At 66.4% G+C, this 26,770-nt stretch carries 30 protein-coding genes; 7 read left to right on the top strand and 23 right to left on the bottom strand.

The features are described from left to right. The 5 genes from CRO07_RS04520 to CRO07_RS04540 all read left to right on the top strand — a co-directional run bounded on the left by CRO07_RS04520 (window position 1) and on the right by CRO07_RS04540 (window position 5,256). Entirely contained in the window at window positions 1-930 is a 930-nt protein-coding gene (locus tag CRO07_RS04520; RefSeq protein WP_097029502.1) for a class I fructose-bisphosphate aldolase, read from the top strand. 114 nt (window positions 931-1,044) lie between these two features. Next, window positions 1,045-1,347 (top strand): FtsB family cell division protein, encoded by a 303-nt coding sequence (locus CRO07_RS04525; RefSeq protein ID WP_097029503.1) that lies wholly within the window; start codon window positions 1,045-1,047, stop codon window positions 1,345-1,347. Between the two features lie 251 nt (window positions 1,348-1,598). Then, window positions 1,599-2,588: a pyruvate dehydrogenase (acetyl-transferring) E1 component subunit alpha gene (pdhA, locus tag CRO07_RS04530; RefSeq protein WP_097029504.1), complete on the top strand. Its 990-nt coding sequence runs from the start codon at window positions 1,599-1,601 to the stop codon at window positions 2,586-2,588. Window positions 2,589-2,600: 12 nt separating this feature from the next. After that, window positions 2,601-3,947: a pyruvate dehydrogenase complex E1 component subunit beta gene (locus tag CRO07_RS04535; RefSeq protein ID WP_097029505.1), complete on the top strand. Its 1,347-nt coding sequence runs from the start codon at window positions 2,601-2,603 to the stop codon at window positions 3,945-3,947. Between the two features lie 10 nt (window positions 3,948-3,957). After that, window positions 3,958-5,256, top strand: coding sequence for a pyruvate dehydrogenase complex dihydrolipoamide acetyltransferase (locus CRO07_RS04540; RefSeq protein WP_097029506.1), 1,299 nt, complete (start codon window positions 3,958-3,960; stop codon window positions 5,254-5,256). A gap of 39 nt (window positions 5,257-5,295) precedes the next feature. Here CRO07_RS04540 and cysE read toward each other — a convergent pair whose 3' ends face one another. The 21 genes from cysE to fabF all read right to left on the bottom strand — a co-directional run bounded on the left by cysE (window position 5,296) and on the right by fabF (window position 22,885). Then, entirely contained in the window at window positions 5,296-6,102 is an 807-nt protein-coding gene (gene cysE / locus CRO07_RS04545; protein ID WP_097029507.1) for a serine O-acetyltransferase, read from the bottom strand. Between the two features lie 28 nt (window positions 6,103-6,130). Further along, a complete protein-coding gene (locus CRO07_RS04550; protein ID WP_097029508.1) occupies window positions 6,131-6,463 on the bottom strand; it encodes a DUF7742 family protein in 333 nt (110 codons plus the stop codon). 3 nt (window positions 6,464-6,466) lie between these two features. Then, window positions 6,467-10,372 carry a baseplate multidomain protein megatron gene (locus tag CRO07_RS04555; protein WP_097029509.1) on the bottom strand — a complete coding sequence of 1,302 codons (3,906 nt, stop codon included), beginning with the start codon at window positions 10,370-10,372 and terminating at the stop codon, window positions 6,467-6,469. Next, window positions 10,372-10,812: an NlpC/P60 family protein gene (locus CRO07_RS04560; RefSeq protein WP_097029510.1), complete on the bottom strand. Its 441-nt coding sequence runs from the start codon at window positions 10,810-10,812 to the stop codon at window positions 10,372-10,374. The genes CRO07_RS04555 and CRO07_RS04560 overlap by 1 nt, the downstream gene beginning before the upstream one ends. Beyond that, on the bottom strand, window positions 10,809-11,693 hold the full coding sequence (locus tag CRO07_RS04565) for a DUF2163 domain-containing protein (RefSeq protein WP_097029511.1): 885 nt from the start codon (window positions 11,691-11,693) through the stop codon (window positions 10,809-10,811). The genes CRO07_RS04560 and CRO07_RS04565 overlap by 4 nt, the downstream gene beginning before the upstream one ends. After that, window positions 11,693-12,325 (bottom strand): DUF2460 domain-containing protein, encoded by a 633-nt coding sequence (locus CRO07_RS04570; protein WP_097029512.1) that lies wholly within the window; start codon window positions 12,323-12,325, stop codon window positions 11,693-11,695. The genes CRO07_RS04565 and CRO07_RS04570 overlap by 1 nt, the downstream gene beginning before the upstream one ends. A 10-nt stretch (window positions 12,326-12,335) precedes the next feature. After that, window positions 12,336-12,989: a phage tail tape measure protein gene (locus CRO07_RS04575; RefSeq protein WP_097029513.1), complete on the bottom strand. Its 654-nt coding sequence runs from the start codon at window positions 12,987-12,989 to the stop codon at window positions 12,336-12,338. Beyond that, a complete protein-coding gene (locus CRO07_RS04580) occupies window positions 12,982-13,182 on the bottom strand; it encodes a rcc01693 family protein (protein ID WP_097029514.1) in 201 nt (66 codons plus the stop codon). Before CRO07_RS04580 ends, CRO07_RS04575 begins: the two co-directional genes overlap by 8 nt. Further along, complete coding sequence (locus CRO07_RS04585) at window positions 13,179-13,496, bottom strand: gene transfer agent family protein (RefSeq protein WP_097029515.1); 318 nt, start codon at window positions 13,494-13,496, stop codon at window positions 13,179-13,181. The genes CRO07_RS04580 and CRO07_RS04585 overlap by 4 nt, the downstream gene beginning before the upstream one ends. Further along, entirely contained in the window at window positions 13,496-13,909 is a 414-nt protein-coding gene (locus tag CRO07_RS04590) for a phage major tail protein, TP901-1 family (RefSeq protein WP_097029803.1), read from the bottom strand. The genes CRO07_RS04585 and CRO07_RS04590 overlap by 1 nt, the downstream gene beginning before the upstream one ends. A gap of 40 nt (window positions 13,910-13,949) precedes the next feature. Beyond that, entirely contained in the window at window positions 13,950-14,351 is a 402-nt protein-coding gene (locus CRO07_RS04595) for a DUF3168 domain-containing protein (RefSeq protein WP_097029516.1), read from the bottom strand. Then, window positions 14,348-14,683, bottom strand: a complete 336-nt coding sequence (locus CRO07_RS04600; RefSeq protein ID WP_097029517.1) for a head-tail adaptor protein — start codon at window positions 14,681-14,683, stop codon at window positions 14,348-14,350. The genes CRO07_RS04595 and CRO07_RS04600 overlap by 4 nt, the downstream gene beginning before the upstream one ends. Then, a complete protein-coding gene (locus tag CRO07_RS04605) occupies window positions 14,680-15,279 on the bottom strand; it encodes a head-tail connector protein (RefSeq protein WP_097029518.1) in 600 nt (199 codons plus the stop codon). The genes CRO07_RS04600 and CRO07_RS04605 overlap by 4 nt, the downstream gene beginning before the upstream one ends. A 90-nt stretch (window positions 15,280-15,369) precedes the next feature. Further along, window positions 15,370-16,566 carry a phage major capsid protein gene (locus CRO07_RS04610; RefSeq protein ID WP_097029519.1) on the bottom strand — a complete coding sequence of 399 codons (1,197 nt, stop codon included), beginning with the start codon at window positions 16,564-16,566 and terminating at the stop codon, window positions 15,370-15,372. 36 nt (window positions 16,567-16,602) lie between these two features. Beyond that, window positions 16,603-17,166, bottom strand: coding sequence for an HK97 family phage prohead protease (locus CRO07_RS04615; RefSeq protein ID WP_097029520.1), 564 nt, complete (start codon window positions 17,164-17,166; stop codon window positions 16,603-16,605). A 12-nt stretch (window positions 17,167-17,178) separates the two neighbouring features. Next, window positions 17,179-17,382: a hypothetical protein gene (locus tag CRO07_RS04620; protein ID WP_097029521.1), complete on the bottom strand. Its 204-nt coding sequence runs from the start codon at window positions 17,380-17,382 to the stop codon at window positions 17,179-17,181. Next, complete coding sequence (locus CRO07_RS04625; RefSeq protein WP_097029522.1) at window positions 17,382-18,560, bottom strand: phage portal protein; 1,179 nt, start codon at window positions 18,558-18,560, stop codon at window positions 17,382-17,384. The genes CRO07_RS04620 and CRO07_RS04625 overlap by 1 nt, the downstream gene beginning before the upstream one ends. A 95-nt stretch (window positions 18,561-18,655) precedes the next feature. Then, window positions 18,656-19,954 (bottom strand): DNA-packaging protein, encoded by a 1,299-nt coding sequence (locus CRO07_RS04630; protein ID WP_097029804.1) that lies wholly within the window; start codon window positions 19,952-19,954, stop codon window positions 18,656-18,658. Continuing rightward, the gene (locus CRO07_RS04635; RefSeq protein ID WP_097029523.1) at window positions 19,947-20,264 is read right to left on the bottom strand and encodes a hypothetical protein; all 318 of its coding nucleotides are present in this window, start codon (window positions 20,262-20,264) and stop codon (window positions 19,947-19,949) included. The genes CRO07_RS04630 and CRO07_RS04635 overlap by 8 nt, the downstream gene beginning before the upstream one ends. Window positions 20,265-20,450: 186 nt before the next feature. Further along, on the bottom strand, window positions 20,451-21,623 hold the full coding sequence (mltG, locus tag CRO07_RS04640; protein ID WP_097029524.1) for an endolytic transglycosylase MltG: 1,173 nt from the start codon (window positions 21,621-21,623) through the stop codon (window positions 20,451-20,453). Next, complete coding sequence (gene fabF / locus CRO07_RS04645; protein WP_097029525.1) at window positions 21,623-22,885, bottom strand: beta-ketoacyl-ACP synthase II; 1,263 nt, start codon at window positions 22,883-22,885, stop codon at window positions 21,623-21,625. The genes mltG and fabF overlap by 1 nt, the downstream gene beginning before the upstream one ends. A 511-nt stretch (window positions 22,886-23,396) precedes the next feature. On the opposite strand from fabF, the gene CRO07_RS04650 reads away from it, so the two are divergent. Next, on the top strand, window positions 23,397-24,137 hold the full coding sequence (locus CRO07_RS04650) for a hypothetical protein (RefSeq protein WP_097029526.1): 741 nt from the start codon (window positions 23,397-23,399) through the stop codon (window positions 24,135-24,137). 200 nt (window positions 24,138-24,337) lie between these two features. Then, window positions 24,338-24,484, top strand: coding sequence for a hypothetical protein (locus tag CRO07_RS18610; RefSeq protein WP_176504489.1), 147 nt, complete (start codon window positions 24,338-24,340; stop codon window positions 24,482-24,484). Between the two features lie 17 nt (window positions 24,485-24,501). Here CRO07_RS18610 and CRO07_RS04660 read toward each other — a convergent pair whose 3' ends face one another. Both CRO07_RS04660 and CRO07_RS04665 read right to left on the bottom strand, forming a co-directional pair. Beyond that, window positions 24,502-25,872, bottom strand: a complete 1,371-nt coding sequence (locus CRO07_RS04660; protein ID WP_097029528.1) for a site-specific integrase — start codon at window positions 25,870-25,872, stop codon at window positions 24,502-24,504. 511 nt (window positions 25,873-26,383) lie between these two features. Further along, window positions 26,384-26,617, bottom strand: a complete 234-nt coding sequence (locus CRO07_RS04665; RefSeq protein WP_002719616.1) for an acyl carrier protein — start codon at window positions 26,615-26,617, stop codon at window positions 26,384-26,386. Window positions 26,618-26,770 lie beyond the last annotated feature (153 nt).

Raw genomic sequence — 26,770 nt, forward strand, 5'->3', positions numbered from 1 at the left:
ATGCGCGCGAGCAGAGCAGTTCAGAAGATCCTTGCCAACTACGAAGGCGAGACGCCCGGCGTGAAGGCCAACCTGTGCCGGATGCTGATGGAAGGCAAGCTGGGCGGCACCGGCAAGATGATCATCCTGCCAGTCGATCAGGGCTTTGAACACGGCCCCGCCCGCACCTTCGCGCCGAACCCCGCAGGCTATGACCCCCACTACCATTATCAACTGGCGATCGATGCCGGCCTCAATGCCTATGCCGCGCCGCTGGGAATGCTGGAAGCCGGCGCCGACACCTATGCAGGCCAGATCCCGACGATCCTCAAGGTGAACTCGGCCAACTCGCTGATGAGCGACACCGCCGGCAAGAACCAGGCGGTGACGGCCTCGGTCGACGATGCGCTGCGGCTGGGCTGCGCGGCGATCGGCTTCACGATCTACCCCGGCTCGGACGCGCAACTCGACATGTATGAGGAAATCGTCGAAATGCGCAAAGAGGCCGCCGCCAAGGGCGTGGCCACGGTGATCTGGTCCTATCCGCGCGGCGAGGCGATCACCAGGGACGGCGAAACCGCCATCGACGTGGCCGCCTATGCCGCACAGATCGCGGCCCTGATCGGCGCGCATATCATCAAGATCAAACTCTCCACCGATCACCTGATGCTGGGTGAGGCGAAAAAGGTCTACGAAGCGCAACAGATCGACATCGCAACCCAGGCCGCACGGGTGAAACACTGCATGGATGCAGCCTTCGCCGGCCGCCGCGTGGTGGTGTTCTCGGGCGGCGCAAAGAAGGGCGAGGATTCGGTCTATGACGACGCCCGCGCGATCCGCGACGGCGGCGGCAACGGCTCGATCATCGGCCGCAACAGCTTCCAACGCTCGCGCGAGGATGCCCTCGCCATGCTGGCCAAACTGGTCGACATCTACAAGGGCCGCGCCTGATACCGCCGGCCCTTCCCGCACCGGGAAGGGCCATATTCCCGATTCCCAAAGCCCTGCAATTCTGGCATCCTCAGACCACCGCCCCCACCGAACGAGGGGCGCAAAAGGCAGAGCATGACCGTCCCAACCTCCCGTCCCGCCATCGGCGCCAGCCTCTATTTCGCGCTGGCCTTCACCTTGGGCGCCTATTTCACCTTTGCGGCGGTGCAGGGCGATTACGGCGTGTTCCGTCAGGTCCAGATCGAGGCCGAAGCCAAGGCCCTCCAAGCCGAACGCGACCAGCTTGCCACCGAACTGGATGACATGCGCAACAAGACCCGTCGCCTGTCAGACGAATACCTCGACCTCGACCTGCTCGATGAACAGGCACGCTCGGTCCTGGGCTATGTCCGCGCCGACGAGATCGTGATCCGCTGATCCGATCCCTTCTCGCCCGCCGATCCCGGGCGCCCCCTCTGCCCATTCACTCTGGTCCAAATATCCACACCCGGCCGCTCTCTGGCCGGACATCATCCGATCCCCTCCGCGGCAGCGGCGGGCGATGACGGCCCCAACGGGGCCCGAAGAACCCGCCCCCCTCCGGCAAAACATTTGCTCTCGCCCCCAGCGCCGCGATAAGCTAAGGGTAGTTTAACTTTGAACTACTTGTCGCGACGGGAGGCGCCGCAATGGCCACCAGAAAATCGCCCGAACACTCCAACGCATCGAAGGACGACCTTCTGCGCTATTACCGCGAGATGCTGCTCATCCGCCGCTTCGAGGAAAAGGCCGGCCAGCTTTACGGCATGGGCCTGATCGGCGGGTTCTGCCATCTCTACATCGGGCAGGAAGCCGTCGTCGTCGGCCTTGAGGCCGCCGCCAAGGACGGCGACAAACGCATCACATCGTATCGTGACCATGGCCACATGCTGGCCTGCGGGATGGACGCCAAGGGCGTCATGGCCGAACTGACCGGGCGCGAGGGCGGCTATTCCAAGGGCAAGGGCGGCTCGATGCACATGTTCTCGAAAGAGAAACATTTCTACGGCGGCCACGGCATCGTCGGCGCGCAGGTGCCATTGGGCGCGGGCCTTGCCTTCGCCGACAAATATCTCGGCAACGACAACGTGACCTTCGCCTATTTCGGCGATGGCGCGGCCAATCAGGGCCAGGTCTACGAAACCTACAACATGGCCAAACTCTGGAGTCTGCCGGTCGTCTTCGTGATCGAAAACAACCAGTATGCGATGGGCACCAGCGTGAAACGCTCGACCCGGTCGCCCTCGCTGTGGGAACGCGGCGCCGCCTATGGCATCAAGGGTGAGGCGGTGGATGGCATGGACGTGCTGGCGGTGAAGGCTGCGGGCGAAAAGGCGGTTGCCGCCTGCCGAGCCGGACAGGGGCCCTATATCCTGGAAATGATGACCTATCGTTACCGCGGCCATTCGATGTCGGACCCTGCGAAATACCGCACGCGTGAAGAAGTCCAGCGGATGCGCGACGAAAAGGACGCCATCGAACATGTGCGCGATCTGCTGATGCAGGGCAACCTCGCCACCGACGACGACCTGAAGGCCATCGACCGCGACATCAAGGCCATCGTGAACGAGGCTGCCGACTTCGCCAAGGAAAGCCCCGAGCCCGCGCTCGAAGAGCTTTGGACCGACATTTACGCCTGAGGGGACAAGACCATGGCAACCGAAGTTCTGATGCCCGCCCTGTCGCCCACGATGGAGGAAGGCACGCTGGCCAAGTGGCTGGTGAAGGAAGGCGACGCGGTGAAATCCGGCCAGATCATCGCCGAGATCGAGACCGACAAGGCCACAATGGAATTCGAGGCCGTCGATGAAGGCACCGTCGGCAAGCTGTTGATCGCCGAGGGCACCGCAGGGGTAAAGGTCAACACCCCCATCGCGGTGCTGGTGGAAGACGGCGAAACCGCCGTCCCCTCGCCTGCGCCAAAGCCTGCGCCCCGTATCGAAGCCGCGCAGGCCAAAGCCATTGATCGGACACCCGCGCCGCGTGACCTCTCGCCCGACTGGCCCGAGGGCACGGCGATGAAGACCATGACCGTCCGCGAGGCGCTGCGCGAGGCCATGGCCGAAGAAATGCGCACCGACAAGGCCGTGTTCCTGATGGGCGAAGAGGTGGGCGAGTATCAGGGCGCCTACAAGATCAGTCAGGGCCTGCTGGACGAATTCGGCACCAAGCGCGTGGTCGACACCCCGATCACCGAGCACGGCTTTGCCGGCATGGCGGTCGGCGCGGCCTTTGGTGGCCTGCGCCCCATTGTCGAGTTCATGACCTTCAACTTCGCGATGCAGGCCATCGACCAGATCATCAACTCGGCCGCCAAGACGCTTTACATGTCGGGCGGGCAGATGGGCTGCCCCATCGTCTTCCGCGGCCCGAACGGTGCCGCCGCCCGCGTCGGCGCCCAGCACAGCCAGGATTACGCCGCCTGGTATGCCCAGATCCCCGGCCTGAAAGTGGTGATGCCCTATTCCGCATCGGACGCGAAGGGCTTGCTGAAACAGGCGATCCGCGATCCGAACCCGGTGATCTTCCTTGAAAACGAGATCCTTTACGGCCGCTCGTTCGAGGTTCCGGTTCTGGAAGATTTCACCATCCCCTTCGGCAAGGCCCGGATCTGGCGCGAAGGCACCGACCTGACCATCGTCTCGTTCGGCATCGGCATGACCTACGCGCTGGAAGCCGCCGACCGGCTGGCGAAAGAGGGCATCTCGGCCGAGGTGATCGACCTGCGCACCCTGCGCCCCATCGATTACGACACGGTGATCGACTCCGTGAAAAAGACCAACCGCTGCATCACGGTGGAAGAAGGCTGGCCGGTGGGGTCCATCGGCAATCATCTGGCGGCAACGATCATGCAGCGGGCCTTTGACTGGCTGGATGCGCCGGTGCTGAACCTGACGGGCAAGGATGTGCCGATGCCTTATGCGGCCAACCTGGAAAAGCACGCGCTGGTCACCACGGCCGAGGTTGTCGAAGCCGCGAAATCCGTCTGCTACCGCTAAGGAGATCCCGATGGCAACCGAGATCCTGATGCCCGCGCTGTCTCCGACGATGGAAGAGGGGACGCTGGCGAAATGGCTGAAAAAAGAAGGGGATGCGGTCCGCGCCGGCGACGTGATCGCCGAGATCGAGACCGACAAGGCCACGATGGAATTCGAGGCCGTGGATGAAGGTATCCTTGGCAGGATCCTGATCGCCGAAGGCACCGCGGGGGTGAAGGTCAACACCCCCATCGCGCTGATGGTTGCAGAAGATGAAACCGCCGAGGCGCCCAAACCGGCGGCACCTGCCACGCAACCCGCAAGCGCGGCCCCCACCCCGACCGCTGCACCGGCACCAGCGCCGACCATGGCGCCCAAAGAGGCGGGTGGTCGCGTCTTCGCCTCGCCACTGGCGCGACGCATCGCGAAGGAAAAAGGGTTGGATCTGTCGACCGTGACAGGATCGGGTCCGCGCGGCCGCATCGTGCGGGCCGATGTCGAGGGCGCGGCCCCGCAGGCGCCCACCGCACAACCGGCCCGCGCACCCGTGGCCGCACCGGCCCCCGCGGCGCAACCTGCCTTGGCGACAGCGTCAACCGGCGCCTCGGCCGAGACGGTTGCCAGGCTCTATTCCGATCGCGCGTTCGATGAGATCGCGCTTGACGGGATGCGGCGCACCATTGCCGCCCGCCTGACCGAAGCCAAGCAGACGATCCCGCATTTCTATCTGCGCCGCTCGGTGCGGCTGGATGCGCTGATGGCGTTCCGCAGCCAGTTGAATGCCTCGCTTGAAGGCCGCGGGGTCAAGCTTTCGGTCAATGATTTCATCATCAAGGCCTGTGCTTTGGCGCTTCAGCAGGTGCCGGATGCCAATGCCGTCTGGGCGGGCGACCGCATCCTGCGGCTGAAGCCGTCCGATGTCGCAGTGGCCGTCGCGGTCGAGGGGGGGCTGTTCACGCCAGTCCTGCGCGACGCACAGGCGAAAACGCTGTCGGCGCTGTCATCCGAGATGAAGGATCTGGCCGCCCGCGCCCGGACGCGCAAGCTTGCGCCGCAGGAATATCAGGGCGGCAGTTTCGCGATCTCGAATCTGGGCATGTTCGGGGTCGAGAATTTTGACGCGGTCATCAACCCGCCGCATGGCTCGATACTGGCTGTGGGGGCCGGGATCAAGACACCCGTGGTGGGCAGCGATGGCCAGATCGCGGTGGCCACTGTGATGTCGATGACACTGTCGGTCGATCACCGGGTGATCGACGGCGCACTGGGCGCCGAGTTCCTGCGCGCGATCTGTGACAATCTGGAAAACCCGCTCGCCATGCTGGCGTGACGGGACGCGATGGGGCGGCTTCGGCCGCCCCTTTCGCGTTCAGCCGTCGGAAAGCAACTGGTCCATCTTGACCGAGGGCTGCGCGCATCCCGCCTCGCCCACGACCCGCGCGGGCACACCTGCAACCGTGGTGCAGGGCGGCACGTCGTGCAGCACGACCGAACCCGCGGCGATCCGGCTGCAATGGCCGACATGGATATTGCCAAGAACCTTCGCCCCGGCCCCGATCATCACCCCGTTGCCGATCTTGGGGTGGCGGTCGCCATCCGCTTTGCCGGTGCCGCCCAGCGTCACCGAATGCAACATCGAGACATTGTCCCCCACCACCGCGGTTTCGCCGATCACGATGGAATGGGCATGGTCGATCATGATGCCACGCCCGATCCGCGCCGCAGGATGGATATCGACCCCGAATACCTCGGACACACGCATCTGGACGAAATAGGCCAGATCCTGCCGTCCGGTCGTCCAAAGCCAATGGCCGACCCGATAGGCCTGAACTGCCTGATAGCCCTTGAAGAACAGAATCGGCTGAATGAACCGATGACACGCCGGGTCACGATCATAGACCGCCACCATGTCTGCCCGCGCCATCTGCCCCAGATCCGGGTCAGAGGCATAAGCATCATCGGCGATCTCGCGCAGAATCTGCTCACTCATCTCGCCCGAGGCAAGCTTCAACGAGAATCGATAAGCCAGCGCCCGCTCCATCGAGGGGTGATGCAGAAGGCTGGAGTGAACAAGACCGCCCAGCAGCGGTTCGGTCAGAATGGCGGCATGACCCTCTTCGACTATACGCTGCCAGACCGGATCTACGGTCGAAACGCGGGGTTTGGGCTCGGCCATGGCTGATCCTTCGTGATGGTGTTTCAAATTAGCACATAGTCGACGTTTGTGACAGCGAAAGGGGGTGTTTGTCTGACCGCTTCCTTGCCCGACACGCCAACATCAGCGCGATCAACGCCAGAGCGTCCAGAAAATCGGCATCAAGGCCCAGCGGCTCGCGCCGTCGCGGCAGCCCGGATGCGGCAGAACCCAGACTGCCGTCGCCCCATGCAGGATGCGAATGGCCCAGCCGCTTCGAGACCTTGTGCGCCGAATGCGCCTGTTCCACCAGACGCCCCAGACAGGCGGCCCTTTCCTGCCCCGGCAGCGCGGCAAGTGTCCGCGCCACCGTCACCAGATCCGCCAGCAGCACCGTCCGCATGGCTTAACCGTCGATGTCCAGACTGCGGAACAGCCCCGGTCCATAGCTTTCCGAGACTTGCGCCACCTCGATGGTGAAGGCCGCCGCTTGCGTGCCATCCCGGGCCTGCTCGGCGGCGGGATAGGTCCACAGCGGCCCGGCAACCTCGGCGCGACGGACCACCTGCCCGCCCACCCGAACCTGCACCAGATACATCTCGCTTGCCTCGCCCAGAGGCACCTCGCGCGCTTCCCAACTGTCGCCATCCAGCCGCGTGCGACGGACCCAGCCAACCGCCAGATCGCCGCCTTGGCGCACTGCACGCAGATGAACCGGCGCATAGGGACGCAGACCTGCACCGGCAAACGACTCGGTCAGATGCACAACCTGCGGGTCGTCATAGCCAAGGCCGGCAGCGCCGATGCGGAAATGGCGGACAAGTCCCCGGTCGCCCAGCGGCATGTCCACCTGCACCAGCGCCCGGTTCAACAGCACGACAAGACTGCCCTCGGGCCAGACGTCAGGGATCAGGGCGTCGGTCCCTGCCTGACCGCGCAGACGGCGCGTCAGCGCCCATTCGCGCGGGCCGACCAGTTCCGCCCCGGCAAACTGGAACACCTCCCATCTGTCGGGCGATCCGTCGCCAATCGCCATCACATTCGCACCGTTCAACACCGCAGTATCCGAGGCCGACGACAACGCCATCCCCTGCATCCGCACCCGCAGCGCATCGCCCATATCCCACCTTCCCGAAGGCGCCGCCCGCAGGGGCGAAAGCGTCACCCCCAGCGTGGCCCCGACCGGCAGCAGGCGGTTCAGCCGATAGCCCGCCTCCTCATGGGCTCGCCACAATGCGACCTGCCCCGGCCAGGGCGAGGCCGCCACAGCCAGATGCGGCGCATGGGCGATCTCGGCGCCGGTCAACAGCGGCAGGTCCAGAAACACCGGATAGACCGGCACCGGCGCGGCAAAGCTGCGCGCCGCGGGCGGCGTGTCGGCAATGTTTGCGGGGCGGTAAAGCGCAGGCTCGACCCGGACAGCCTCGGCCAGTTGCGCATCCGCCTGTTCCAACCGATCGATGCGCCAGCGACGGCCATCCATCTCGACCACATCCCCCGCACCCAGCGACAAGGCCGAGCGCGGCAACGCAAAACGCACCGTGTCGCGCGCCACCCGCGCCTCGGCCAGCCAACGTTCCACCGTGCCCCGCGCTTCGGCCCCGGTCAGAACAAGCGGCACCTCGGACTGCGAAACCGAGAATGTCGCCTCGTCGGGAAAGGCTGCCTCGACCTGCCGCGCGGCATAGTCGCCCTCGGCCTCAAGATAGCCCAGCCGCACCCGGCCTGCTGTCTCGGCCTCGGCCGCGCGCAGAACTTCCACCGCGCCGTCAAGCTCGCTGCTTTCCACCAGCCCCTCGCGCGTCAGCGCAACATGCGCCCGCCCGTCGCGCATCCGAAATACCAGAAGGCCATCGCGTTCCAGCGCCTCGAACCCACAGGCGAGCATCAAAGGCTGAAGTGCCGCGCGCGCCGACCCGACTTCGGCCACGCCATAACCACGCACAAGACCATGCAACCCCGACACATCAACGGCCGTCACACCGGACCGCTCACAGATCTCGGCCACCACCGCCGCCAGCGGCTGCGAGGCCGCACGACCGTTCAGCCAATGGCCGTGCACATAATTACCGCCATCGCCCCAGACATCCGTCAGCGCCGGAAATTCAGGGAAGGGTCGCGCATCCCAGCACCAGACATGCGCATTTTCCATGTCCACCATGGGGCCGCCATAAAGCGGAGAGACCGGATTGTTGCGCCCATCCCCCCAGTATTCCGCCATGGCGCGCAGATAGTTCATCGCAATGGCGTCATCGCGGCTTCCAGACGATCCCCGGGGCCGCGCCGATTCCGAACTTTTCGGATCGACGAACAAGTGTGGCTGGTTCGTGGCCTTGTCGATGGCGGCACAGCCGTATTCGGTGAACCAGATCGGTTTCGACTTCGGCACCCAATCGGTCGGCTGCGCCTGCCGAACACCTGCGATACGTTCGTGATGGGGCAGAGACCACCAGCTTTTCAGATCCTTCGGACGGTAGATCCACGGCTCTCCATGGGCGCCATCCTCGATCGGCCGCCGCCGTTGGGCCTCGGCATCCTCGGGGCTGGCGTAATACCAGTCGAACCCCTCGCCCCCGGCGATATTGGCCTTCAGATAGTCGAGATTGTGGATCGACCCCCAACCTGCATCGGCATGGGCCTCGCCATCACGCCAGTCCGACAGCGGCATGTAATTGTCGATGCCGACGAAATCGATGTTGGGATCCGACCAAAGCGGGTCCAGATGGAACCGGACATCGCCCCCGACATGGTGGCCGAACCATTCAGACCAGTCCGCCGCATAGCCGATCTTCGTTCCGGCCCCCAGAATGGCGCGCACATCCGCCGCCAATCGTTTCAGCGCCGCAACCGCCGGATAGCTGTCCCCCGCACCGCGGATCTGCGTCAGCCCGCGCAGTTCCGATCCGATGCAGAACGCCTCGACCCCGCCCGCCAGACGGCAAAGCCACGCCTGATGCAGGATGAACCGGCGGAACCGCCAGTCCTCGGGTCCGTCATAGCGCAACTGATCGCCATCGATGCTGAAATCCGAGGGCTCTGCCGCACCGAAGAACGCCTCGACCTCGGCCGCCGCCGCCTCGCTGCGGTCGGGGCTGCCTGCCACGCCCGGGGCCACCGACACGGTGATCCGCCCCCGCCACGGCAGAACCGGCTGATCCGCAGCCCCCGACCACGGATCGGGACGCCCGTTTCCGGCCAACTGCTCCATCAGGATGAAAGGATAGAACATCACGCTCTGGTCGCGCTCTCGCAGCGCCCGGATCGCCTCGACCACCGCGGCATCGGCCGGCGTTCCCCCGTAGACAGGCCGGCCGTCGACGCGCGCGATGGGCTGCGCCGCCACGCGCGCAACGCCGGACACACGCCACGGCATCCGCGCAGCATCGAACTTCACCTGCTCGACCTTCGGCCGGATTTCGCAACTGCCGCAGCGCAGGTCGTTTCCGAACCACGACACCACCAGCGAGACCGACCGGCACGCCGGCAGCTCTCCGGTCAGTTGCGACAGCGAGGTGACAAGATCGCTCTGCCCCGAGGGCGCATGTTCATTGGCCGAGCCGCTCTCGCCCGGCCCGTATCTGTAAGCCAGCCGGCTGGTCGCCAAGGCATATTCCCCACAGCCGGGCACCAGCGCCACCCCCTTGACCACATCCTGAAGACTGGTGATCCGCACGGCAAGCGTCCCCTGCGCCGACCGCAACACCTCGAACGAGAATTGCGGCACGCGGTTGCCGAAGCCTTCCAGTTCCAGATCCTCGAACACCACATAGGCGATCCCGCGATAGGCGGGCGCCTGACCCGTGCCCTCGACCGCCTCGATCTTCGGATCAGGAAGCTGGTCCTCGGTGCCACGATAGACCCGCATGTTCAGCTTGCGGCGGGAAATCTCGGTGCCATCGGCCCAGATGCGACCCACCCGCAGGATCTCGCCCTCGCACAGGGCGAAGGCCACGCTGACGGAATAGGAATAACTGACCACGGTCGTCTTGGCACCACCGCCACCCTTGCCGCCGCTGCTGCTTTCGCTTTGGCTCTCAAGGAAACGCGAGGCCCAGATCACCTGTCCCGCCACCCGGTTTCGCCCCCAAAGCTGCGGCACCGCCGCGCCCTCGCCCGCGCCCATCAGCCGGAACCGTTCGATACGGCCGGTCTGCACGGTCTGCGATCCCGGCCCCATCAGCCGCTGATCGATCACCTGCCCGATGGTCGCCCCGATCGCACGACCGATGACGCCCCCCGACAGGCCAAGAAGCGTGCCGCCAAAGCTCGCCCCGATCGCCGAGCCGGCAGCCGCCAGCAGTAAAGTCGCCATCAGACGGTCCTTTCCGGAAATGCAAAGCGCGCCGCGATGCGCCGCGCCCATGGCTCTGACAACGGGCTTTCGATCACCCCATGCCCGCTGAAGGCATGGATGAACCCGGCCTCGGGGCCGACCTCCGCCTGTATCCCCAGATGCTTGGCCACAGCCTCGGGCCGCATCCGGAACAACAGGACATCGCCCGCGGCCGCGTCCTGCAACGGCTTGGCCACCAGCCAGCGCCGGCAGGCCGCCATCAGCACCTCATCGCCCGCGGGCTCGGACCAGTCGGGCGTATAGGGCGGGGCGGCCTCGGGCTCGGCGCCGCAAACGGCACGCCACACCCCGCGCAACAGCCCAAGACAATCCGTGCCCGCCCCCCTCACCGAGGCCTGATGCACATAGGGCGTTCCGATCCAGCGCCGCGCCTCTGCCACCACATCAGCGCCCCTCATTTCGCCAGACTCCCGCCGTCGTTTCTGGTTGCAGAGGTAGGATAAGCCCCCAGCCAATCCTCGCCGGGAACATGCGGAAACCCACGAAAGTTTTTGATATTGCAGAACTTCACCCGGCACGTGTCCAGCCGCCGGTCACACCCCGCCTCGAACCGGACCAGATCGCCTGTCCGGATTCCGGGGCCCAGCGCCTGCCACAAATCCAGGATGCGGACACCCGCGGACAGCCTGTCGGATTTGACAACACCCACAAGCCCGACCGCCGCGCCAGACAAAACGACAAGGCGACCATGATCGAACCAGCCTTCGGCAAAGTCACCAAAGGCAGCAAAACGGAAAGTCTGGCCCCCCTCGACCTCATCGACCGGCGCTTCGGCCGAATATCCTTCGCGCATCACGTCAAAGCCGCACTTGCGGTCCCCCAGAGCCGCCTGACAGTCGCGTTGGAACACGCGCCCCTGCGGTTGGTTCAGCGCCTCGGTCAGGCCGCGCAACTCGGCACGGAAACTGCCCCCGGCATGAGATATCTCGCCAAGGCTGCCGCGGAACTGAAGGATACGATCCTCGACCCGCACCCAGTTCACCAGCCAGGCTTCCACCGCCGCGCCATCGAAGCGGCCGGCCACCAGATCCTCCTCGGTCACCGCCGCATCCGACAAGGCGCCCACCGCCTCGGCATTGTCGACCGCCAAACCCGTGGTCTGCTGAAGCGCCGAGGCACTCAGCCCGGTACGGGCCCGGAATGAGATGCCGCCAAACTCCAGATCCAGATCGTGATCGGTAAAGCCGAACACCCGCCCGTCACGGCGGCTGACCGCCCAGCACCGGCAGACCGTGGTGGCGCCCGTCTTCAGATGCGCATGAAACTCTGCCGCGCCCATCAGACCCGCACCTCCACCACCGGAACACTGGGAACCTCGCCGGTCTGGAACGACGCCAGCGAGATCTGGATGCGGTCGGTATCGAACCGCACCGGCACGTCGAACTCGAACCCCGCCGTCACCGGCACGCCCCGCGCAGGCGCGGTGGCAAAGGTCACAAGACCCGTCGCCGTGTCCACCGACCAACTCACCGCCTCGACCTGCGCGATCCCGCCCAGCGCCACTGTCACCGTGCCGGCCACCGGCTTCACGATCGGCCGCACATAGCTTTCGCCGCCCGAGCGATAGGTCTTGCGCAACGCAAACACCCGCGTCTCGCCATCCCCCTCACCCAAAAGCTGATCCATCGGCCCCGGCACAGCGGATGCCGCACAAGACCGATAGTCCGACCAGTCCTTCCACCGGAATGCGTAAAGCTGGCCCGACCGCGCCTCGAAAAAGGCGATCAGCGCCTCAAGATCATCCAGCGAACTCAACGAGACACCCGCATCATAGCGCCGCCGCGAATGAGCCCACAGGCTGTTTCTTTCTTCGAACCCGTTGACCAGCGTAACAATTTCGGTGCGCCGTTCCGGGCCGCCCGCCGAACCGAAACTCAGGCTCGCCGGGAAACGGACTTCGTGAAACGCCATCTTCGCCCCCTCAGCCGTTCCGCTGCCCGCGCGACAGCGCCCGGCTCATCTGGGCAGCAATCTGGCCCCGGCTTCGCTCGAACCCTTTCACATCGGGGGTCGAGACATTCATCGTCACATTCACCGCCTTGCCGCCGCCTCCGGCCTGCACGCCCAGCCGCCCGTCCGCACCGCGCGCAAGCGGCAGGATCGCCTCGGGCCCCGCCTCGCCCATCAACCCCGTGGCGCCGCGCATCGGAAACGAGGTCGCCGCCGCGACCACGCCGCCCTTGGCAAACGGCATCACCCGCCCCTGCGAGAACGCAGCCCCCGTCCCGAACGAAAACAGCCCCCCCAGAACCGAGTTGATGCCATTGGCAACAAAGCCCGAGACAGCATCCTGAACCGGCTTCATCGCGATCGAATAAACGGTGCGAGAAATCGACTGCGCCAGCCCCTCCAGCGCGTCCGACAGCTTCATCCCGTCAAACACCACCCCGTCGAACGCGCGACGCAGCCCGGTGCCGACACCGCTCGACAGCCGGTCCACCTCGCGGCCGGTAAAGATCATCGACTCGCGCATCCGCGCCAGTTCCGCCTCGAAGCCCGCGGTCACGCCCGCGGTGCTGCCCAGCGTCGCCTCCAGCGCCGCCACCTGATCCTCCAGCGCCTCGATGTCAGCCATCATCCCGCCCTTTCCCTGCATCCGGATAGGCGCGCACCAGTTCTTCCAGCCGCGCCCGCGTCAGGGGCGGCACCGCGCCCGCCCCCAGCATGATCCTCAGTTCCACCGGGGTCAGCCGCCAGAACGCATCGGGCTGAAGCCCAAGCCGGTTCAGCCCCACCCGCATCAGCGCGGGCCAGTCGAGACCGCTCATTCGTCGGGCAGCGCAAACGCCCGCGCCAGAAGCTCGGCCGCCGCGCGGGCCGCACCGACCGGCCCACCACCGATCTCGGCCGTGCGCAACACCTCGGCCGAGCCCTGCCACCCGCCGCCGCGCAACCCCGCCACCAGCACCGCCAGCACATCGCGGGCCGAAAACCGCCCGCTTTCGAACCGCTCGGCGATCTCGACAAGGCTACCCGCGCCCAGCGTGGCCTCCAGTTCGGCCAAGGCGCCCAGCGTCAGCTTGCCGGTATGGCGCTGGCCATCCAGCCAGATCGCCACCTCTCCTGCCCAGGGGTTCGCCATCACAGCGCCGTGAACGACAAAAGCCCCGCCGAGGCGAGCGTGATCTCATACGTTGCCTCGCCATTATGGCTGCCGGCATATTCGATGGACGAGATCAGGAACGGCCCCTCGACCACCCCGAAACCGGGAATGACCACCTGAAAGCGCGGCGCCTGACCGGAAAAGAAGATCGCCCGCGCCTTTTCGTCGGTCGCCGCATCGCGAAAGACCCCCGACCCCGAGATCGAGGCCGACTTGACCCCCGCGCCGGCCAAAAGCTCGCGCCAGCCCCCCTGACTTTCCAACGAGGTGACATCCACCGTTTCGGCGTTGAAACTGATCCGCGTGGCCCGAAGCCCCGCCATCGTTTCGAACTGCCCGCCTCCGTTCAGATCCAGCTTCACCAGCAAGTCCTTGCCGCTCTGCACAGCCATCTCGTTCTCCACCTTTGTCCTTGTCCGACCGCGGTCGGGTTCAGTCCTCGATCCGGGCGCGGAAGGTCAGATCGATCCGGCGCGCGCCGCCCCGGCCGCCCAGCCGCCGGGCCGTGGCGCGCATGAACCCAAGCGCCACCAGCCGCCCCCGGCCCAGCGCCAGATCAGCCCCCACCAGCGCGTCCGATATCGCCACCGCGATCCGCTTTGCCGCCAGAAACCCCGCCGCATCCGAAATCACGCTGACGGTAAACCGATGCTCGGCCCCGCCCCCCGTCCCGTCCGAGGCATCGCGCACATCCTCGGGGCCGATCAGCACCCAGGTGCCCTGCCCGCCGCCGTGGGGCACATCGTCATGGATCGACACCCCCGTCAGCGCCGGCGCCGCCTCAAGGCGCTGGAACACCGCCGCCTGAAGCGCGGCCGCTGCCCCGTAGCTCATGCCGGCACCTCATCGCGGGCAAAGCACGACAGATAGCGCCCCGCGACATCCTTTTCGGTCACGGCCAGAATGGCATAGCAACGCGGCCCCTCGCGGAACCGCTGGCCCGCCTCGGGGCGCGCCATCGATCCGATCGGCGCCGCCCGAACCGTAATCCGCAGCGGAACCGAGCCCATGGGATATTCCTCACCCGCCACTTCGCGCCCGGTTCCCGGCTCGATCCGCGCCCAGAGTGTGCCCAGCAACGCCCAGTCGCACACGGCGCCGCCCGCCCCGTCGTCGGCCCGCATCGGGGCCTCAAGCAGCAGGCGGCGGTTCAGCATCTCTCTCATGCTGCGCCCCCGCCCAGAACCCGCACCGTCCGCCAGCGTTCGATCAACCCCACCACCGGCCAGGGCAGCCCCGCCCCCGCAAGGCCCGGTTCATAGCGGTTCTCGTAGTAATCCGCGGCCAGCAGCATCACCGCCTGCGCCAGATCTGCCGGAACCGACGCCCAGTCGGGGCCAAAGCCTGCCTCGAACCGGATCTCGATCCGCCCCCCCTGTGGCACGGTCGGCAACACCGAAGCGGTCGGCACGATTTTCGGCCGATGCCGGTCCCGCACCAGCCGCCAGCCAGATGCGGCCAACGGGATCTCGCGATCGTCCACCGTGAAAAGCGACACCGACAGCACCGAAGCGACCGGCGCCACCGGCAGCGCCTGCGCCTCGTCGCTGCGCCAATCCTCCAACACCAGAAGATAGCGCCGCGGCAGCAGAACCTTGCCCGTCCGCCCTTCGATGGTCGTCATCGCCGCCCGCAGGAAGGTCGCGATCAGGCTGTCCTGCAAACTGTCCTCGGCGAAACCGCTGCCAAGGCGCAGATGATCCTTCAGCGCCTGCACCGGCAATGCCTCGACCGGAACGGCCGTCTGCTCGATCAACATCATGGGAAACTCCGATATCGTCGCAAGGCGCAGGCCGGCCCCCCGGCATGCGCCGGCCGCCCCCGGATCGGGGGCGGCCCGTGAAGGTTCCCGTCAGGACAGCGCGATCTTCAGCAGCTTGATCGCCGCATAGTCGGTCACATCGCCGCCCACGCGCTTGGTCGCGTAAAACAGGACATGCGGCTTGGCCGAGAAGGGGTCACGCAGCACGCGCACATCCGGCCGCTCGGCCACGGTATAGCCGGCCGCGAAATCGCCAAAGGCGATCGGATAGGCCCCCGCAGCGATGTCGGGCATGTCCTCGCACAGCAGCACCGGATAGCCCATCAGGCGCGCCGGCTCTGCCGCGGCCAACCCGTCCGACCACAGGAAGCGCCCGTCCGCATCCTTCATCTTCCGGATCGTGCCCGCGGTTTTCGAGTTCATCACGAAGCTGCCGTTAGCGCGATAATCCGCGCCCAGCGCATAGACCAGCGTCACGATGCAATCCGCCGCATTCGAGACCGGGAAATCGCCCGCCGCCCCCGAGGCGACATAGCCCAGGCTGCCCCAGGACCACGACGCATTGGCCACCTTCGCCGGCGTCAGGAAGCCGCGCGGCTTGTCGACACCATCGCCGCTGACAAAGGCCCCGCTTTCGGCCCGCATGAAGCGCGTGGCGATCTTGCCGGCCAGCCAGCTTTCGACATCGAAGGCGGCATCGTCCAGCAACCGCTGGCTTGCCTTCGGCATCGCCGACAGCTCATGCAGCCGGATCGAGATCCTCTCGATGACAGGCGTCGCACTTTCCGCCACCGCGGCCACCTCGGTCGCCCAGCCCGAGCCGATCTCGCTGCGGTCGATCAGCACTTCGAAGCTCGTGGCCTCGACATTGACGACCGAGGCGATCTGCCGGATCGAGGCAGTCGACAGCAGCATGGACCGGATCGTGTCCGATGTCTGCGGATCGACCAGATAGCCCCCGTCCGAGGCAACCGCCGTGGTCATGGCCTTGCCCTCAAGCACCAGCCCCCGCAGCCCGTCGTCATCGCCTGTGCGCAGATAGGCGCCAAACGCCTTGCGATGCGGCACATCCAGTTCGGCAGTCGCCGCAAGCGCCGGGCGCCCGTAGATCATGGTTTTGCGGTCCAGCATGGTCAAACGCTCTTCCTGTTGTTGAAACATGGTCTTCACTTCTTCCTGAAAGGCACTGATTTCCCTCAGGAAACCCGCCACGGCAGTCTTCGCCTCGGCGGCCGGATCCGGGCTTGCGGACATGCCTGTCCCGGCCCGGGAACGCGTCTCGGTCATCTTGTCTTCCTCTGGTTTGAAACGGGGATCGGGGCCTCAGCCCCGGGCAAAGCTCTGGCGGGCCTCGTCAAAGATCCGGGCGATGGCCTGCCACGCCCGGTCATCCTGCGCCTCGCCCTTCGAGGCGACACGCGCTTCCGGCAACATCGGGAAGGTGACAAGCGACACCTCCCACAACTCGATCTCGGACAGCACCCGGTGGCCCGATCCGTCACGCGCAGCGCGGATGGTGCGATAGCCGATCGACAGCCCGTCCAGCGCCCCCGCCGCCACAAGCGCCGCCGCTTCCCGGCCGCGTGCGATCTCGGGCAGAATGCGCCCACGGACCCAAAGCCCGGTGGCATCCTCGCGCACCTCGTCCCAGACGCCGATCACCTCGGCCGGATCGTGCTGCCACAGCATCTTGACCCGCCGCCCCTGCGCGGTCAGCGCAGCCAGCGATGTGGCATAGGCGCCCGGCGCCACCAAATCGCCACCCTGATCGGCCCGCCCGAAAACCGAGGCATAGCCTTCGATCACCTCGCCCTCTGACAGGACCAATCCCGCCTCGGGCCGGTGAAACTTGTGCTCCGGCGCACCGAAGCCGTCCTTCATCCTCATCCGATCACTCCATCACCTGAACAAAGCCCGACCCACCTGCCACAGCAACAGCAGCACCAGAGCGACCAGCCAGACCCCCATGTGCTGCCCCAGACGGTCAAGCGCGCGGCCCACACGCCCCGCCCAGCCGTCAAAGTCGAACCCCCGCCCAAGGCCCGTGCAAGGCCAGGGCACCCACAGGCAGCAGCCCAACAGAACCGCCATGCCGCCAGCCATCACTCCTGCTCCGGCAGGCGGGGCAGACCCAGCAGCATCCGCTTTTCGGCCTCGGTCAGGAAATCCGCAGCGGCGACGCGCGCCCATTGCTGATCCCGTTCAGCCGCAAGTGCCGGCACCTGATCCAGATCGGGCCGCAATTCCACCGGATCGCCCGTGAACCCCGACAGCCAGTGCGACACCGCCGCCACCACCTTCGCCGCCAGCGGCAGAACCGTCAGCCGGTAGAACGCCCGGTGCGCTTCCTGATAGTTCGCATAGGTCGCCTCGCCCGGGATCCCCAGCAGCATCGGCGGCACGCCGAAGGCGATGGCAATCTCGCGCGCTGCGGCCTCTTTCGTCTGCTGAAACTCCATATCGGAAGGCGAGAACCCCATCGGCTTCCAGTCCAACCCCCCCTCCAGCAGCATCGGCCGCCCGGCATTGCGCGCGCCCTGATGGTTGGCCTCGATCTCGCCCACCAGCCGGTCATATTGCTCGGCACTCAGTGACGCCTGCCCATCCGCCCCGTGATAGACAATGGCGCCCGACGGCCGCGCCGCATTGTCCAGAAGCGCCTTTGACCAGGCCGAGGCCGCCACATGCACATCCAGCGCCACCGCCGCCGCCTGAAGCGGCGAAAAGCCGTAATGGTCGTCCTGCGGATGAAAGCTGCGGATATGGCAGATCGGGCTGCCGGCGGTCATGTCGAACCGCAATTTGCGCGGCCCCACGGTATAGTCATAGGCCACCGGCCAACCATCCGGCCCCGGCACGATGCTCATCCGGTCCGACCGCAGCAGATGCACCTCGCCCGGCAGCCGCCCCGCCCCCGGCACCGCCTCAAGATAGGCGTTGCCGCTCAGCAAAAGCTGGGCGTAAAGCGCCTCGAACAGCTCGGCCCGGCCCTGAACCGGGTTCGGCCGCGTCACCAGATCCAGCACCGGATGGGTTTCATAGCGCCGCCCGCTGTCCTGCAAAACCAAAGGCAGCGCCGCCGCCGCCTCGGCGATCAGCCGGACCGACCGGAAAGCGATCGGATTGCCCAGAAACCCGTTCCGCGTCAGCGAAACCGTATCGCGCGGGCTCCAGGCCACGCGGCCCGTGCTCCACCCCACCAGCGGCCCCGTGGCCGAGGCCTTGCGCTCGGGCACAGCCTCGGGGGCCACCCCGGACTTCCGCATGAAATCGAACAGCATCTCCTGAACTCCCTTGTCGCGCGGACATGCCGCCGCCGTTCCGCGGCCCGCCCGAAGGGCCGCAGAGCTTCTCCGCCATCGATGACAAAACTCTGTCAGAGCATCCGCATCCGCGGGTTCACCCACGCCCGCGACGGCTCGATCATCAGATCCGTCAGCGCCCAGACCAGCGCATCCACCCGGTCGGGCGAACCGCGCCCGTCAAATCCCCGCGCGGTCATCCGGCACATCTGGTCTTCCAAAGCGCCCAGCCCCCGCAGATGCGCGACCCGCCCCTGCTCATACAGCGCCGCGACCGGCTCGGCCCGCGCCACCTTCCCGCGCGAGGCATGAACCCCCCGGAACGGCACCAGCGGATCGATCTGCCGGATCACCGCCTCGACCAGATCGCCGCCCTGATTGACCTCGGCCACCAGCCGGTCCGCACCATGCCGGCGCACCGCATCCAGCGCCGCCCGCGCCCAACGGTCGGGCGATGCCGCACTGACCGAGGCATCCTCCAACACCACCGCGCGCCATTCCTGCGGCGCCCCTTCAGTCAGGGCGCCCACCACCACGATCCCACATTCGTCAGACGTATCATTCCCCGTCACCGGCGGATCGACCGCCACGACGATCCTGCTCAGCCGGCCCGGCGCGTCGATCCGCAACGCCTCCAGCCCCGCGGTCGTCCACAGCGCGCCCTCGGCGTCCTCCAGCAACACGCCCTCCAGCTCCTGCCGCCCAAGGCGGGTGCCGTCATAGCGGGCATGGACCTCTTCAAGAAAGGACTTCGCCAGATAGGCACGGTTCGCCTCGGTCGGCGCATGCGTCACCACAGTCGAGGGATTGTCCAGAATGTGGCGCAGAACCGGCACGTTGCGCGGCGTCGTCGTCACCACCTGCCGCGGCTCCTCGCCCGAACGCAGCGCGAATTGCAGCATGTCCCACGCCTCTTCCGCCCGGCCCCATTTCGCCAGCTCGTCCGCCCAGGCCGCATCGAACTGCGGCCCCCGCAGACTTTCCGGATCATGCGCCGAGAAAACCTGCGCCACCGCCCCATTCGGCCAGACCAGCCGCCGCCGCCCCGCTTCCCATTCCGGGCGACGGTCGGGCGCCGAACAGGCAAGGATGCCGCTTTCGCCGAACACCATCACCTCGCGCGCCTGATCGATGGTCTCGCCCACCAGCGCCACATGGCGCGACCGCCCCGGATCGCCAGGGCGCGAGCCTTCCACCTCGGCGCGCACCCATTCGGCGCCCGCGCGGGTCTTGCCCGCGCCGCGGCCGCCCATCACCACCCAGGTCTTCCACGCGCCTTCCGGGGCCAACTGGTGCGGCAGCGCCCAGAACTCGAACATCCAGGGCAGCGCCAGCAGTGCGTTGCTGCTCAGCCCGCCCAGGAACTCATCCACCACATCCGGCGTCGCGGAGGCGAGCCAGCCGGCGCCCGACCTCAGCGCGAGCCGTGTCGAAATCGAGGGCGAAGTCATGGACGATGCCTCCCGCGGTTCTGCGTAGCTTTTCAATCCGAGCCCTCTCATCCATCACAAGTTGCAGCGCGGCCTTGAGATCCTTCACCGCCTGCACGGCGGCCTTGACCTCCTCGACCCGCCCCTCCGAAAGCTTGCGCCGCGCGCGGACCAGATCTTCGGCCGCCTCTCGGTAAAGCTCTTCCGTTTCCGCCAGCAGATCCACTGGCGAGGGTGTGTTGACGATCGTCATGCGTTGCTGTTTCCGCCTCTACCGGCCCGGCTGGACAATGAAAAAGCGGCCCCAGGTTGCCCCGTGCCGCTTGCCCACCTCTTCCAGCTTGTCACAAGTGATACTTTGGACCGCTCGCAAAGTCAAGCGGAAAAACCAATCGCATCAAAGGCTTGCCGGCCTCATCCTTAACCTTTTGTCAAGAACTCAGTCACCCTGAATCCCCACCGGGGGCGTCGCGCCACGCGCGGCCTCGATCTTGCGCCAGGCAGCCACGTTGCGGTTGTGCTCGGCCAGCGTGCTGGCAAAGGCGTGCCCGCCGCTGCCGTCAGCCACGAAATACAGATATTCCGTCGGCGCAGGATTCAACGCAGCCTCGATCGACAACCGCCCCGGATTGGCGATCGGTGTCGGCGGAAGCCCGTCGATGACATAGGTGTTGAAAGGCGTGCGCCGCCGCAACTCGCTTTGACGCAAACCGCGGCCCAGCGCACCCTTGCCTTCCGTCAGGCCGTAGATCACCGTCGGATCGGTCTGAAGCCGCATCCCCCGCGCCAGCCGGTTGACGAACACGCTTGCGACCTGCGGCCGCTCGGCCGGAAGGCCGGTTTCCTTCTCGACGATGCTCGCCATGATCAGCGCCTCTTGCGGTGATGCATAAGGAACCCCGGCTGCCCGCGCCTTCCACAGCTCGGCCAGAATCCGCGCCTGCCGCGCCTGCATCTCGGCCAGCAACGCCGCGCGGTCATCGCCCTGCGCCACCTCATAGCTGTCGGGCGCCAGCGTGCCTTCGTCCGGCACAGCGGCAATCTCGCCATCAAGAAAATCGGCCTTGCGCAGACTGTCCACCACCTGCCAGCTTGTCACGCCCTCGGCCAGCGTCACCCGCCAGCGCAGATCGTCGGCCGCGTCGGAATAGGCGGCGGGAACCTCGTCTGTTCCCGGCACGAACTTCGCCACCTCGACATAGCGGCCTTCGGCGGCATCATAGTCGCGCAGGATCACCTCGGCCGTCACCACACCGATGCGATAGATGACCTCGCTGCCACAGGTGGACTGCCCCCCCGCGGTCAGGATCTCCAGGATCCGCGCCATCGAGGCACCTTCCGGCACCAGATAGCTGCCGAATTTCAGCCCGCCCGCCTTGTCGGAATAATCCGCACCAATGCGAAAGATGCGCGCGTCCGAAATCGCCCCCTGACTTTCCAGCTTCCGGCTGACGGCGGACAGCGAATCCCCCCGCTCGACCCGCACACAGACCGACTCGGCCAGCGGTCCCGGCCCTGTGAACTGCTGCCGGCCCCAGGCCAGCAGACCCGCCACCGCCACCAGCACCACGATGAACAGCGTCAGCGCGTTGGAGGCGATGGCCCGCCACATCACGACGTCACCCGGCCCAGCACCAGCGAGGCATTGGTGCCGCCAAAGCCGAACGAGTTCGACAGCGCCACGTCGATCTTGCGTTTGCGCGCCACGTTCGGCGCCAGATCCAGCGTCGCCTCGACCGCAGGCGTTTCAAGGTTGATCGTCGGCGGCGCCACCTGATCGCGGATCGCCAGCACGCAGAAGATCGCCTCGACCGCGCCCGCAGCGCCCAGCAGATGCCCGATGCTCGACTTGGTCGACGACATGGTGGCAGTCGCCGCCGCCTCGCCCAAAAGCCGCTCGACCGCACCCAGCTCGATCACATCGGCCATGGTCGAGGTGCCATGCGCGTTGATGTAGTCGATGGCCGCCGGCTCCAGCCCTGCGCGCTGCAATGCCATCGTCATCGAGCGGAACCCGCCATCGCCATCCTCGGCCGGGGCGGTGATGTGATAGGCATCACCCGACAGACCATACCCCAGCACCTCGGCATAGATCTTCGCACCGCGGGCCTTGGCGTGTTCGTATTCCTCAAGCATCAGAACGCCGGCGCCCTCGCCCATCACGAATCCGTCGCGGTCGGCATCCCACGGCCGCGAGGCCGCCCTGGGATCGTCCGCCCGTTTGGTCGACAGCGCCTTGCAGGCGTTGAAACCCGCAATCCCGATCTCGCTGATCGGGCTTTCGGCGCCGCCCGCCAGCATCACATCCGCATCACCCCACTGGATCAGCCGCGCCGCATCGCCAATGGCATGGGCGCCGGTCGAACAGGCGGTGACGACGGCATGGTTCGGCCCCTTGTAGCCGAACCGGATCGAGACCTGCCCCGACACAAGGTTGATCAGCGCCGAGGGGATGAAGAACGGCGACACCCGCTTCGGCCCCTTCTCCTTGATCAGAACGGCAGTATCCGCGATCGCTGACAACCCGCCGATACCCGATCCGATCATCACGCCGGTGCGGCAGCGGTCTTCCTCGGTCGCGGGCACCCAGCCCGAATCCCGCACCGCCTGCTCGGCCGCGGCCATGCCGTAAAGGATGAAGTCATCGACCTTGCGACGATCCTTCGGCTCCATCCAGTCGTCGGCATTGAACGTGCCGTCGCTGCCGTCGCCAACCGGGATCTCGCAGGCATATTTGGTGGTGACATTCGAGGCATCGAACCGGGTGATCGGACCCGCGCCGGACTGTCCGGCCAACAGCCGTTCCCAGGTCTTTTCGACCCCACAAGCCAGCGGCGTGACCATACCCAGCCCCGTGACAACCACTCGACGCATGCGATGCCTCCTATGTCAGCCCTGCCCGGGCTTGTCGGAACGGGTCTTACACGCCGGAAAAGCCCTTCGCAACAAGCGCCGCCGCGGCTTTGCGGCGCTTCGCCCATACGGGCGGCACATGTCCGGAGGTGCCGTCCTCGGGGGTATCGAACCCCCTCGGTCGACGCTGCGGCGTTCTTCGGGCTGGGCGATGTGGTTCCAAATCAAGGCGTTAGGAGCCGCTCTAGCGTCCCTTGTGGTCCTCCTGTGGCCGCATTTGTGGACCCGCTGGGCGGCATCGTCAAGCATGACCTCGAATCACCCGCGGTCTCGTGTGGAGGTTGTCCTGCGTCACCACACGTCACCAGATCGCGTCACCCGCCGCGCTAACGCCTTGAGACATCGGCCTTTGCATTGGGTGCAACATCCCCTGCAATGACAGGGAAGGCTTTTCCTAGCGCTTTGAAAAACAATGGAAATTTCCGGTGTCTTCGGCTATGTTGGTGGCATCCACTACCAACAAGGACGCTGCATGACCGCACATTTCCCAACCCTCACCGCCGCCCATCGGATTGCCGAAGAGGCCCGCGAGGGTCTCCGCATGGTGGCCGAGGGGGAGGGCAGAACGATGGACGGGTGGCTCCGCTATGGGGCCGCCCTCCTGCAAGGCCGGAAGCTGTTCCCGAAGGGGGCCGACGCCCTGTTCAGTCAATGGATTGCGGATTGCAACTTGCAATTCGAGGTATGCGCCAACGACCGGGCCGCCGCTGTCTGGGCCGCCACCGACCTTGAGCGGTTCTCCTGTGTCCGTGTGGCCAACCCCAAGGTGCGCACCGTCCGGGGCCTTCATGCCAAATGGAAGGAAGCCCAAGCGGAGGCTGCCAAGCCCAAGCCTCGGGTCTACGAGACGCCCACCGAGAAGGACATCCGCAAGGCCAAGGCGATGCGCGCCCGAGCGGACCACCCGACGACGCCCGAGGGTGACCGGGCCGCGTGCCGCGCGAAGCTGGACGCCTATGAGGAACGCTTCGGCCCCGGCATCGGGACGCCCAGCTATGCCAAGCCCAAGGCCCAGTCCAGCGGTGCAGCCGGGGGGTTCACCGAACCGCCCACCGACAAGAAGGAACTGTCGCGGGTGGTCACCAAGCTGGCCCTGAAGCGGGCGGCGAAGGACACCAAGACGTTCGACATGATCGAGTTCGCCATCCGCACCACCTACGGGAACCTTCCGGGTTCCCTTGAAAAAATCCTCCGCAATCTAGAGGCGGCGTGAGCCACGAGGTCGGGAATATTCCACCGCAAAAATGTGAGACCCGGAGATAGGTATAGGAAGTGCGCGGCACCCCCCGGTGGGGTGGGGGTCTGCCCCCAGAAGAAGCCGAAGGGGCACCTTTGCGCGCCGGCCAGAGGGGAAGCCTCCCGTGGTTCCTGCCGGGAAACCGGAGGCTGAATGAGGGGGAGGACCCCGGAAGCGTGGCCGCGGCATTGGCGGAGGCGGGCATTCCGTTCACCCGCTCCGCCTCTGGCCTCGTTGTCAACCTGTCCCAGATCGGCGCGGGGCAGATGCCTTTCCGGCTGGCCGTGCGGCTGGGCTTCCTCAAGCTCAGTCGGAACCGCTGACAATGGAACCCCTCGGGTCAGCCTTCGCGCTGGCCCTCGGCATCCCCTCGGAGAGCCGCGGAGAGCGCCCTGTGGGCCACCCTCAGCCGCCCCTCGGCTCCACCATAGGCTTCCCCAACCGAGTCCGCAGCGTGGCCTAGAACGAGGTCCTGAGCGGCCTTGTCCACCCCGGCGTCCCTGAGCCGGTCCTTCATCCTGTGGCGCAGGGAATGCACCGTCTGCCGCGGGTTCTGCCGCTCCTCCCGCACCGTCCGCATGAGCGTCGATGAGACCGCCAGCGGGCCTTGAGGGGTGGCGTAGGTGGCGAACAGGTAGGCGGAACCCCCGGCTGCCTCCACGGCCTCCCGTGCGGCTTCCAGCGCGTCCCCGATGAGCGGCACCCTGCGGTGGCTTGAGCGGGTCTTGAGGCTCCGCACCTCGTTCGGGAAGATGCAGACATGCGGAATGGAGTGGTCCAGCTTCACGTCCTCGACCCTGAGGCCGGTCACTTCTGCAGGCCTGCATCCCGTTCCGGCAAGGATGCGCCAGATCAGCGCCAGCACCGGGGGAAGCCTCTCAAGCACCTTCGCGGCCACCTCGTCGGGCATAGCGTCCCGCCGCTCGGCTGCCGAGACGGTGACCCCGGAGGTGGCGCCCGGAATGGGCATGGAGGCGAAGGGGTTCGCCGCCTTCCCCATCAGGTCGAACTCGCGCAGGCCGAAGTTCACCACGGCGACGATCAGCTTCCAGTCCCGATGCACCGTCGCGGGCGAGATGGTGCCGCCGCCGCGCTTGGGGAGGCGCATGAGGTAATCCCGGACCTTCTTGGCGTCCTCCCTCCGCAGCGCCCCGAGGCCAGTGGTGCGAACCACCTCCGCGCCAAGGGCAGCCCGCAGCCGGTCAAAGACCCGATCAAGGCTCAACTCCTCCTTCCGATGCTCCTTCCCGTCTGCCCGGATATGCTCCGCAAGGTAAAGCTTCCGGGCATCCTCAAGCGTGTGCTGGGGAAGTGGCTCCTCGGGCATCCTGACGGCCCGATAAAGGGCGGGGTCTGCCCCTTCCTCGGCCAGCAGATCGGCCAGAAGGTCCCGCTTCGCCTCTTCGTCCTCGGGGCCGCGGACGCCCGCAAGCAACTCCTCGGCCCGCTTCCGGTTCACCTGCGCGGTCTCCCGCGGGGTCCGGGGGGAGGTATCCCTGAGGGCTGCACCGGCCGAAGCGACCAGTCGATCAAACTCGGCCGAGACCCGCGCATGTTCCCGCGCGACGGCGGCGGGGGAGGAAGCCTCAAAGACCCGCTTGAACTCGCCCTTGCCGATGGCCTCCCGGACAGCTTCGGGCACCCTTCTGCGGAACTCGTAGCGGCCCGGCCCGACCTGCTTCACATGCTTCAGCGTCAAGTTCATCCCCATCGTGGTCCTCCTGTGGTCCCAAATGTGGACCCCGAAGGACGCTAAGGGGCTCTTCTCCTTGATTTATTGGCTCTAGTCCACCCTATCCTGCCCCCTCGGCCGGCGTTGCCACGGAAAACGGCAAGGGTGGCACCGTTTCGGCACCGCGCCAAAGCCGCACCCTTCGGCGCGACACACGCCCGGCCTTCCCCGGCAGGGCCGTCCGCGGGGGTTCGATGCCCCCGCGGACGGCATCTCCACCTGACGCCACCCCACCTGACGCCACCCTCACCCCCGACAGCAGCCCCCCGATCCGGAACGTCCCCCAGCACAAACCGGATCGCGGCGCCGTAAACCCTTGCCCCCTCTTGCAACCACGGGCGCAAAGCAAAACCGCTGGGCGGCACCACCTGCGCACGCCCGCCGACCTTGCAACCACGGGCGCAAAGCAAAACCCCCGCAAGCGATGGCTTGCGGGGGTTTCATGATCCTAACGCCAAAGGCGTTTCGGCTGTATCGGCAGGTCGAAAGCTCAGGCGGCTTCCGAGATGAACTTCACCGCGTCGCCGAAGGTCTGGATGGTTTCGGCGGCGTCGTCCGGGATCTCGATGCCGAACTCTTCCTCGAAGGCCATCACAAGCTCGACCGTGTCGAGGCTGTCCGCGCCGAGGTCATCGATGAACGAGGCGTTCTCGGTCACTTTTTCCTCTTCGACGCCCAGATGCTCGACGACGATCTTCTTCACGCGATCAGCGATGTCGCTCATGTCACTTCCTCATTCGTTGCGGGAGGGTTCCCGGCTCGTTGTCCCTTGCCCTTCAGGCAACTGGTTCGGTCGCACCGAAGGCCCAGACCCCCGGCAGTTCTGACGGGCCTATAGCAAGGCTCTCTGCCCAAGGCAAACGCTTTCCCTTGCCGA

This window comes from Cereibacter ovatus, from assembly GCF_900207575.1.
GTDB classification, from domain to species: Bacteria; Pseudomonadota; Alphaproteobacteria; order Rhodobacterales; family Rhodobacteraceae; genus Cereibacter_A; species Cereibacter_A ovatus.

Coding starts and splice junctions, on each gene's coding strand:
- CRO07_RS04610 (WP_097029519.1), bottom strand. CDS start 16,566: ATGACCGAGACGCGTTCCCGGGCCGGGACAGGCATGTCCGCAAGCCCG.
- CRO07_RS04550 (WP_097029508.1), bottom strand. CDS start 6,463: ATGCGGACGGTGCTGCTGGCGGATCTGGTGACGGTGGCGCGGACACTT.
- CRO07_RS04595 (WP_097029516.1), bottom strand. CDS start 14,351: ATGAGCTACGGGGCAGCGGCCGCGCTTCAGGCGGCGGTGTTCCAGCGC.
- CRO07_RS04605 (WP_097029518.1), bottom strand. CDS start 15,279: ATGATGTTGATCGAGCAGACGGCCGTTCCGGTCGAGGCATTGCCGGTG.
- CRO07_RS04570 (WP_097029512.1), bottom strand. CDS start 12,325: ATGGCGTTTCACGAAGTCCGTTTCCCGGCGAGCCTGAGTTTCGGTTCG.
- CRO07_RS04585 (WP_097029515.1), bottom strand. CDS start 13,496: ATGGCGAACCCCTGGGCAGGAGAGGTGGCGATCTGGCTGGATGGCCAG.
- CRO07_RS04650 (WP_097029526.1), top strand. CDS start 23,397: ATGACCGCACATTTCCCAACCCTCACCGCCGCCCATCGGATTGCCGAA.
- CRO07_RS04555 (WP_097029509.1), bottom strand. CDS start 10,372: ATGGCGACTTTACTGCTGGCGGCTGCCGGCTCGGCGATCGGGGCGAGC.
- CRO07_RS04520 (WP_097029502.1), top strand. CDS start 1: ATGCGCGCGAGCAGAGCAGTTCAGAAGATCCTTGCCAACTACGAAGGC.
- CRO07_RS04535 (WP_097029505.1), top strand. CDS start 2,601: ATGGCAACCGAAGTTCTGATGCCCGCCCTGTCGCCCACGATGGAGGAA.
- cysE (WP_097029507.1), bottom strand. CDS start 6,102: ATGGCCGAGCCCAAACCCCGCGTTTCGACCGTAGATCCGGTCTGGCAG.
- CRO07_RS04665 (WP_002719616.1), bottom strand. CDS start 26,617: ATGAGCGACATCGCTGATCGCGTGAAGAAGATCGTCGTCGAGCATCTG.
- CRO07_RS04590 (WP_097029803.1), bottom strand. CDS start 13,909: ATGGCTGTGCAGAGCGGCAAGGACTTGCTGGTGAAGCTGGATCTGAAC.
- CRO07_RS04540 (WP_097029506.1), top strand. CDS start 3,958: ATGGCAACCGAGATCCTGATGCCCGCGCTGTCTCCGACGATGGAAGAG.
- CRO07_RS04625 (WP_097029522.1), bottom strand. CDS start 18,560: ATGCTGTTCGATTTCATGCGGAAGTCCGGGGTGGCCCCCGAGGCTGTG.
- CRO07_RS04560 (WP_097029510.1), bottom strand. CDS start 10,812: ATGAGGGGCGCTGATGTGGTGGCAGAGGCGCGGCGCTGGATCGGAACG.
- CRO07_RS04580 (WP_097029514.1), bottom strand. CDS start 13,182: ATGAGCGGTCTCGACTGGCCCGCGCTGATGCGGGTGGGGCTGAACCGG.
- CRO07_RS04615 (WP_097029520.1), bottom strand. CDS start 17,166: ATGAGGATGAAGGACGGCTTCGGTGCGCCGGAGCACAAGTTTCACCGG.
- mltG (WP_097029524.1), bottom strand. CDS start 21,623: ATGTGGCGGGCCATCGCCTCCAACGCGCTGACGCTGTTCATCGTGGTG.
- pdhA (WP_097029504.1), top strand. CDS start 1,599: ATGGCCACCAGAAAATCGCCCGAACACTCCAACGCATCGAAGGACGAC.
- CRO07_RS04575 (WP_097029513.1), bottom strand. CDS start 12,989: ATGGCTGACATCGAGGCGCTGGAGGATCAGGTGGCGGCGCTGGAGGCG.
- CRO07_RS04620 (WP_097029521.1), bottom strand. CDS start 17,382: ATGGCTGGCGGCATGGCGGTTCTGTTGGGCTGCTGCCTGTGGGTGCCC.
- CRO07_RS04525 (WP_097029503.1), top strand. CDS start 1,045: ATGACCGTCCCAACCTCCCGTCCCGCCATCGGCGCCAGCCTCTATTTC.
- CRO07_RS04635 (WP_097029523.1), bottom strand. CDS start 20,264: ATGACGATCGTCAACACACCCTCGCCAGTGGATCTGCTGGCGGAAACG.
- fabF (WP_097029525.1), bottom strand. CDS start 22,885: ATGCGTCGAGTGGTTGTCACGGGGCTGGGTATGGTCACGCCGCTGGCT.
- CRO07_RS04565 (WP_097029511.1), bottom strand. CDS start 11,693: ATGGGCGCGGCAGAGTTTCATGCGCATCTGAAGACGGGCGCCACCACG.
- CRO07_RS04600 (WP_097029517.1), bottom strand. CDS start 14,683: ATGAGAGAGATGCTGAACCGCCGCCTGCTGCTTGAGGCCCCGATGCGG.
- CRO07_RS04660 (WP_097029528.1), bottom strand. CDS start 25,872: ATGGGGATGAACTTGACGCTGAAGCATGTGAAGCAGGTCGGGCCGGGC.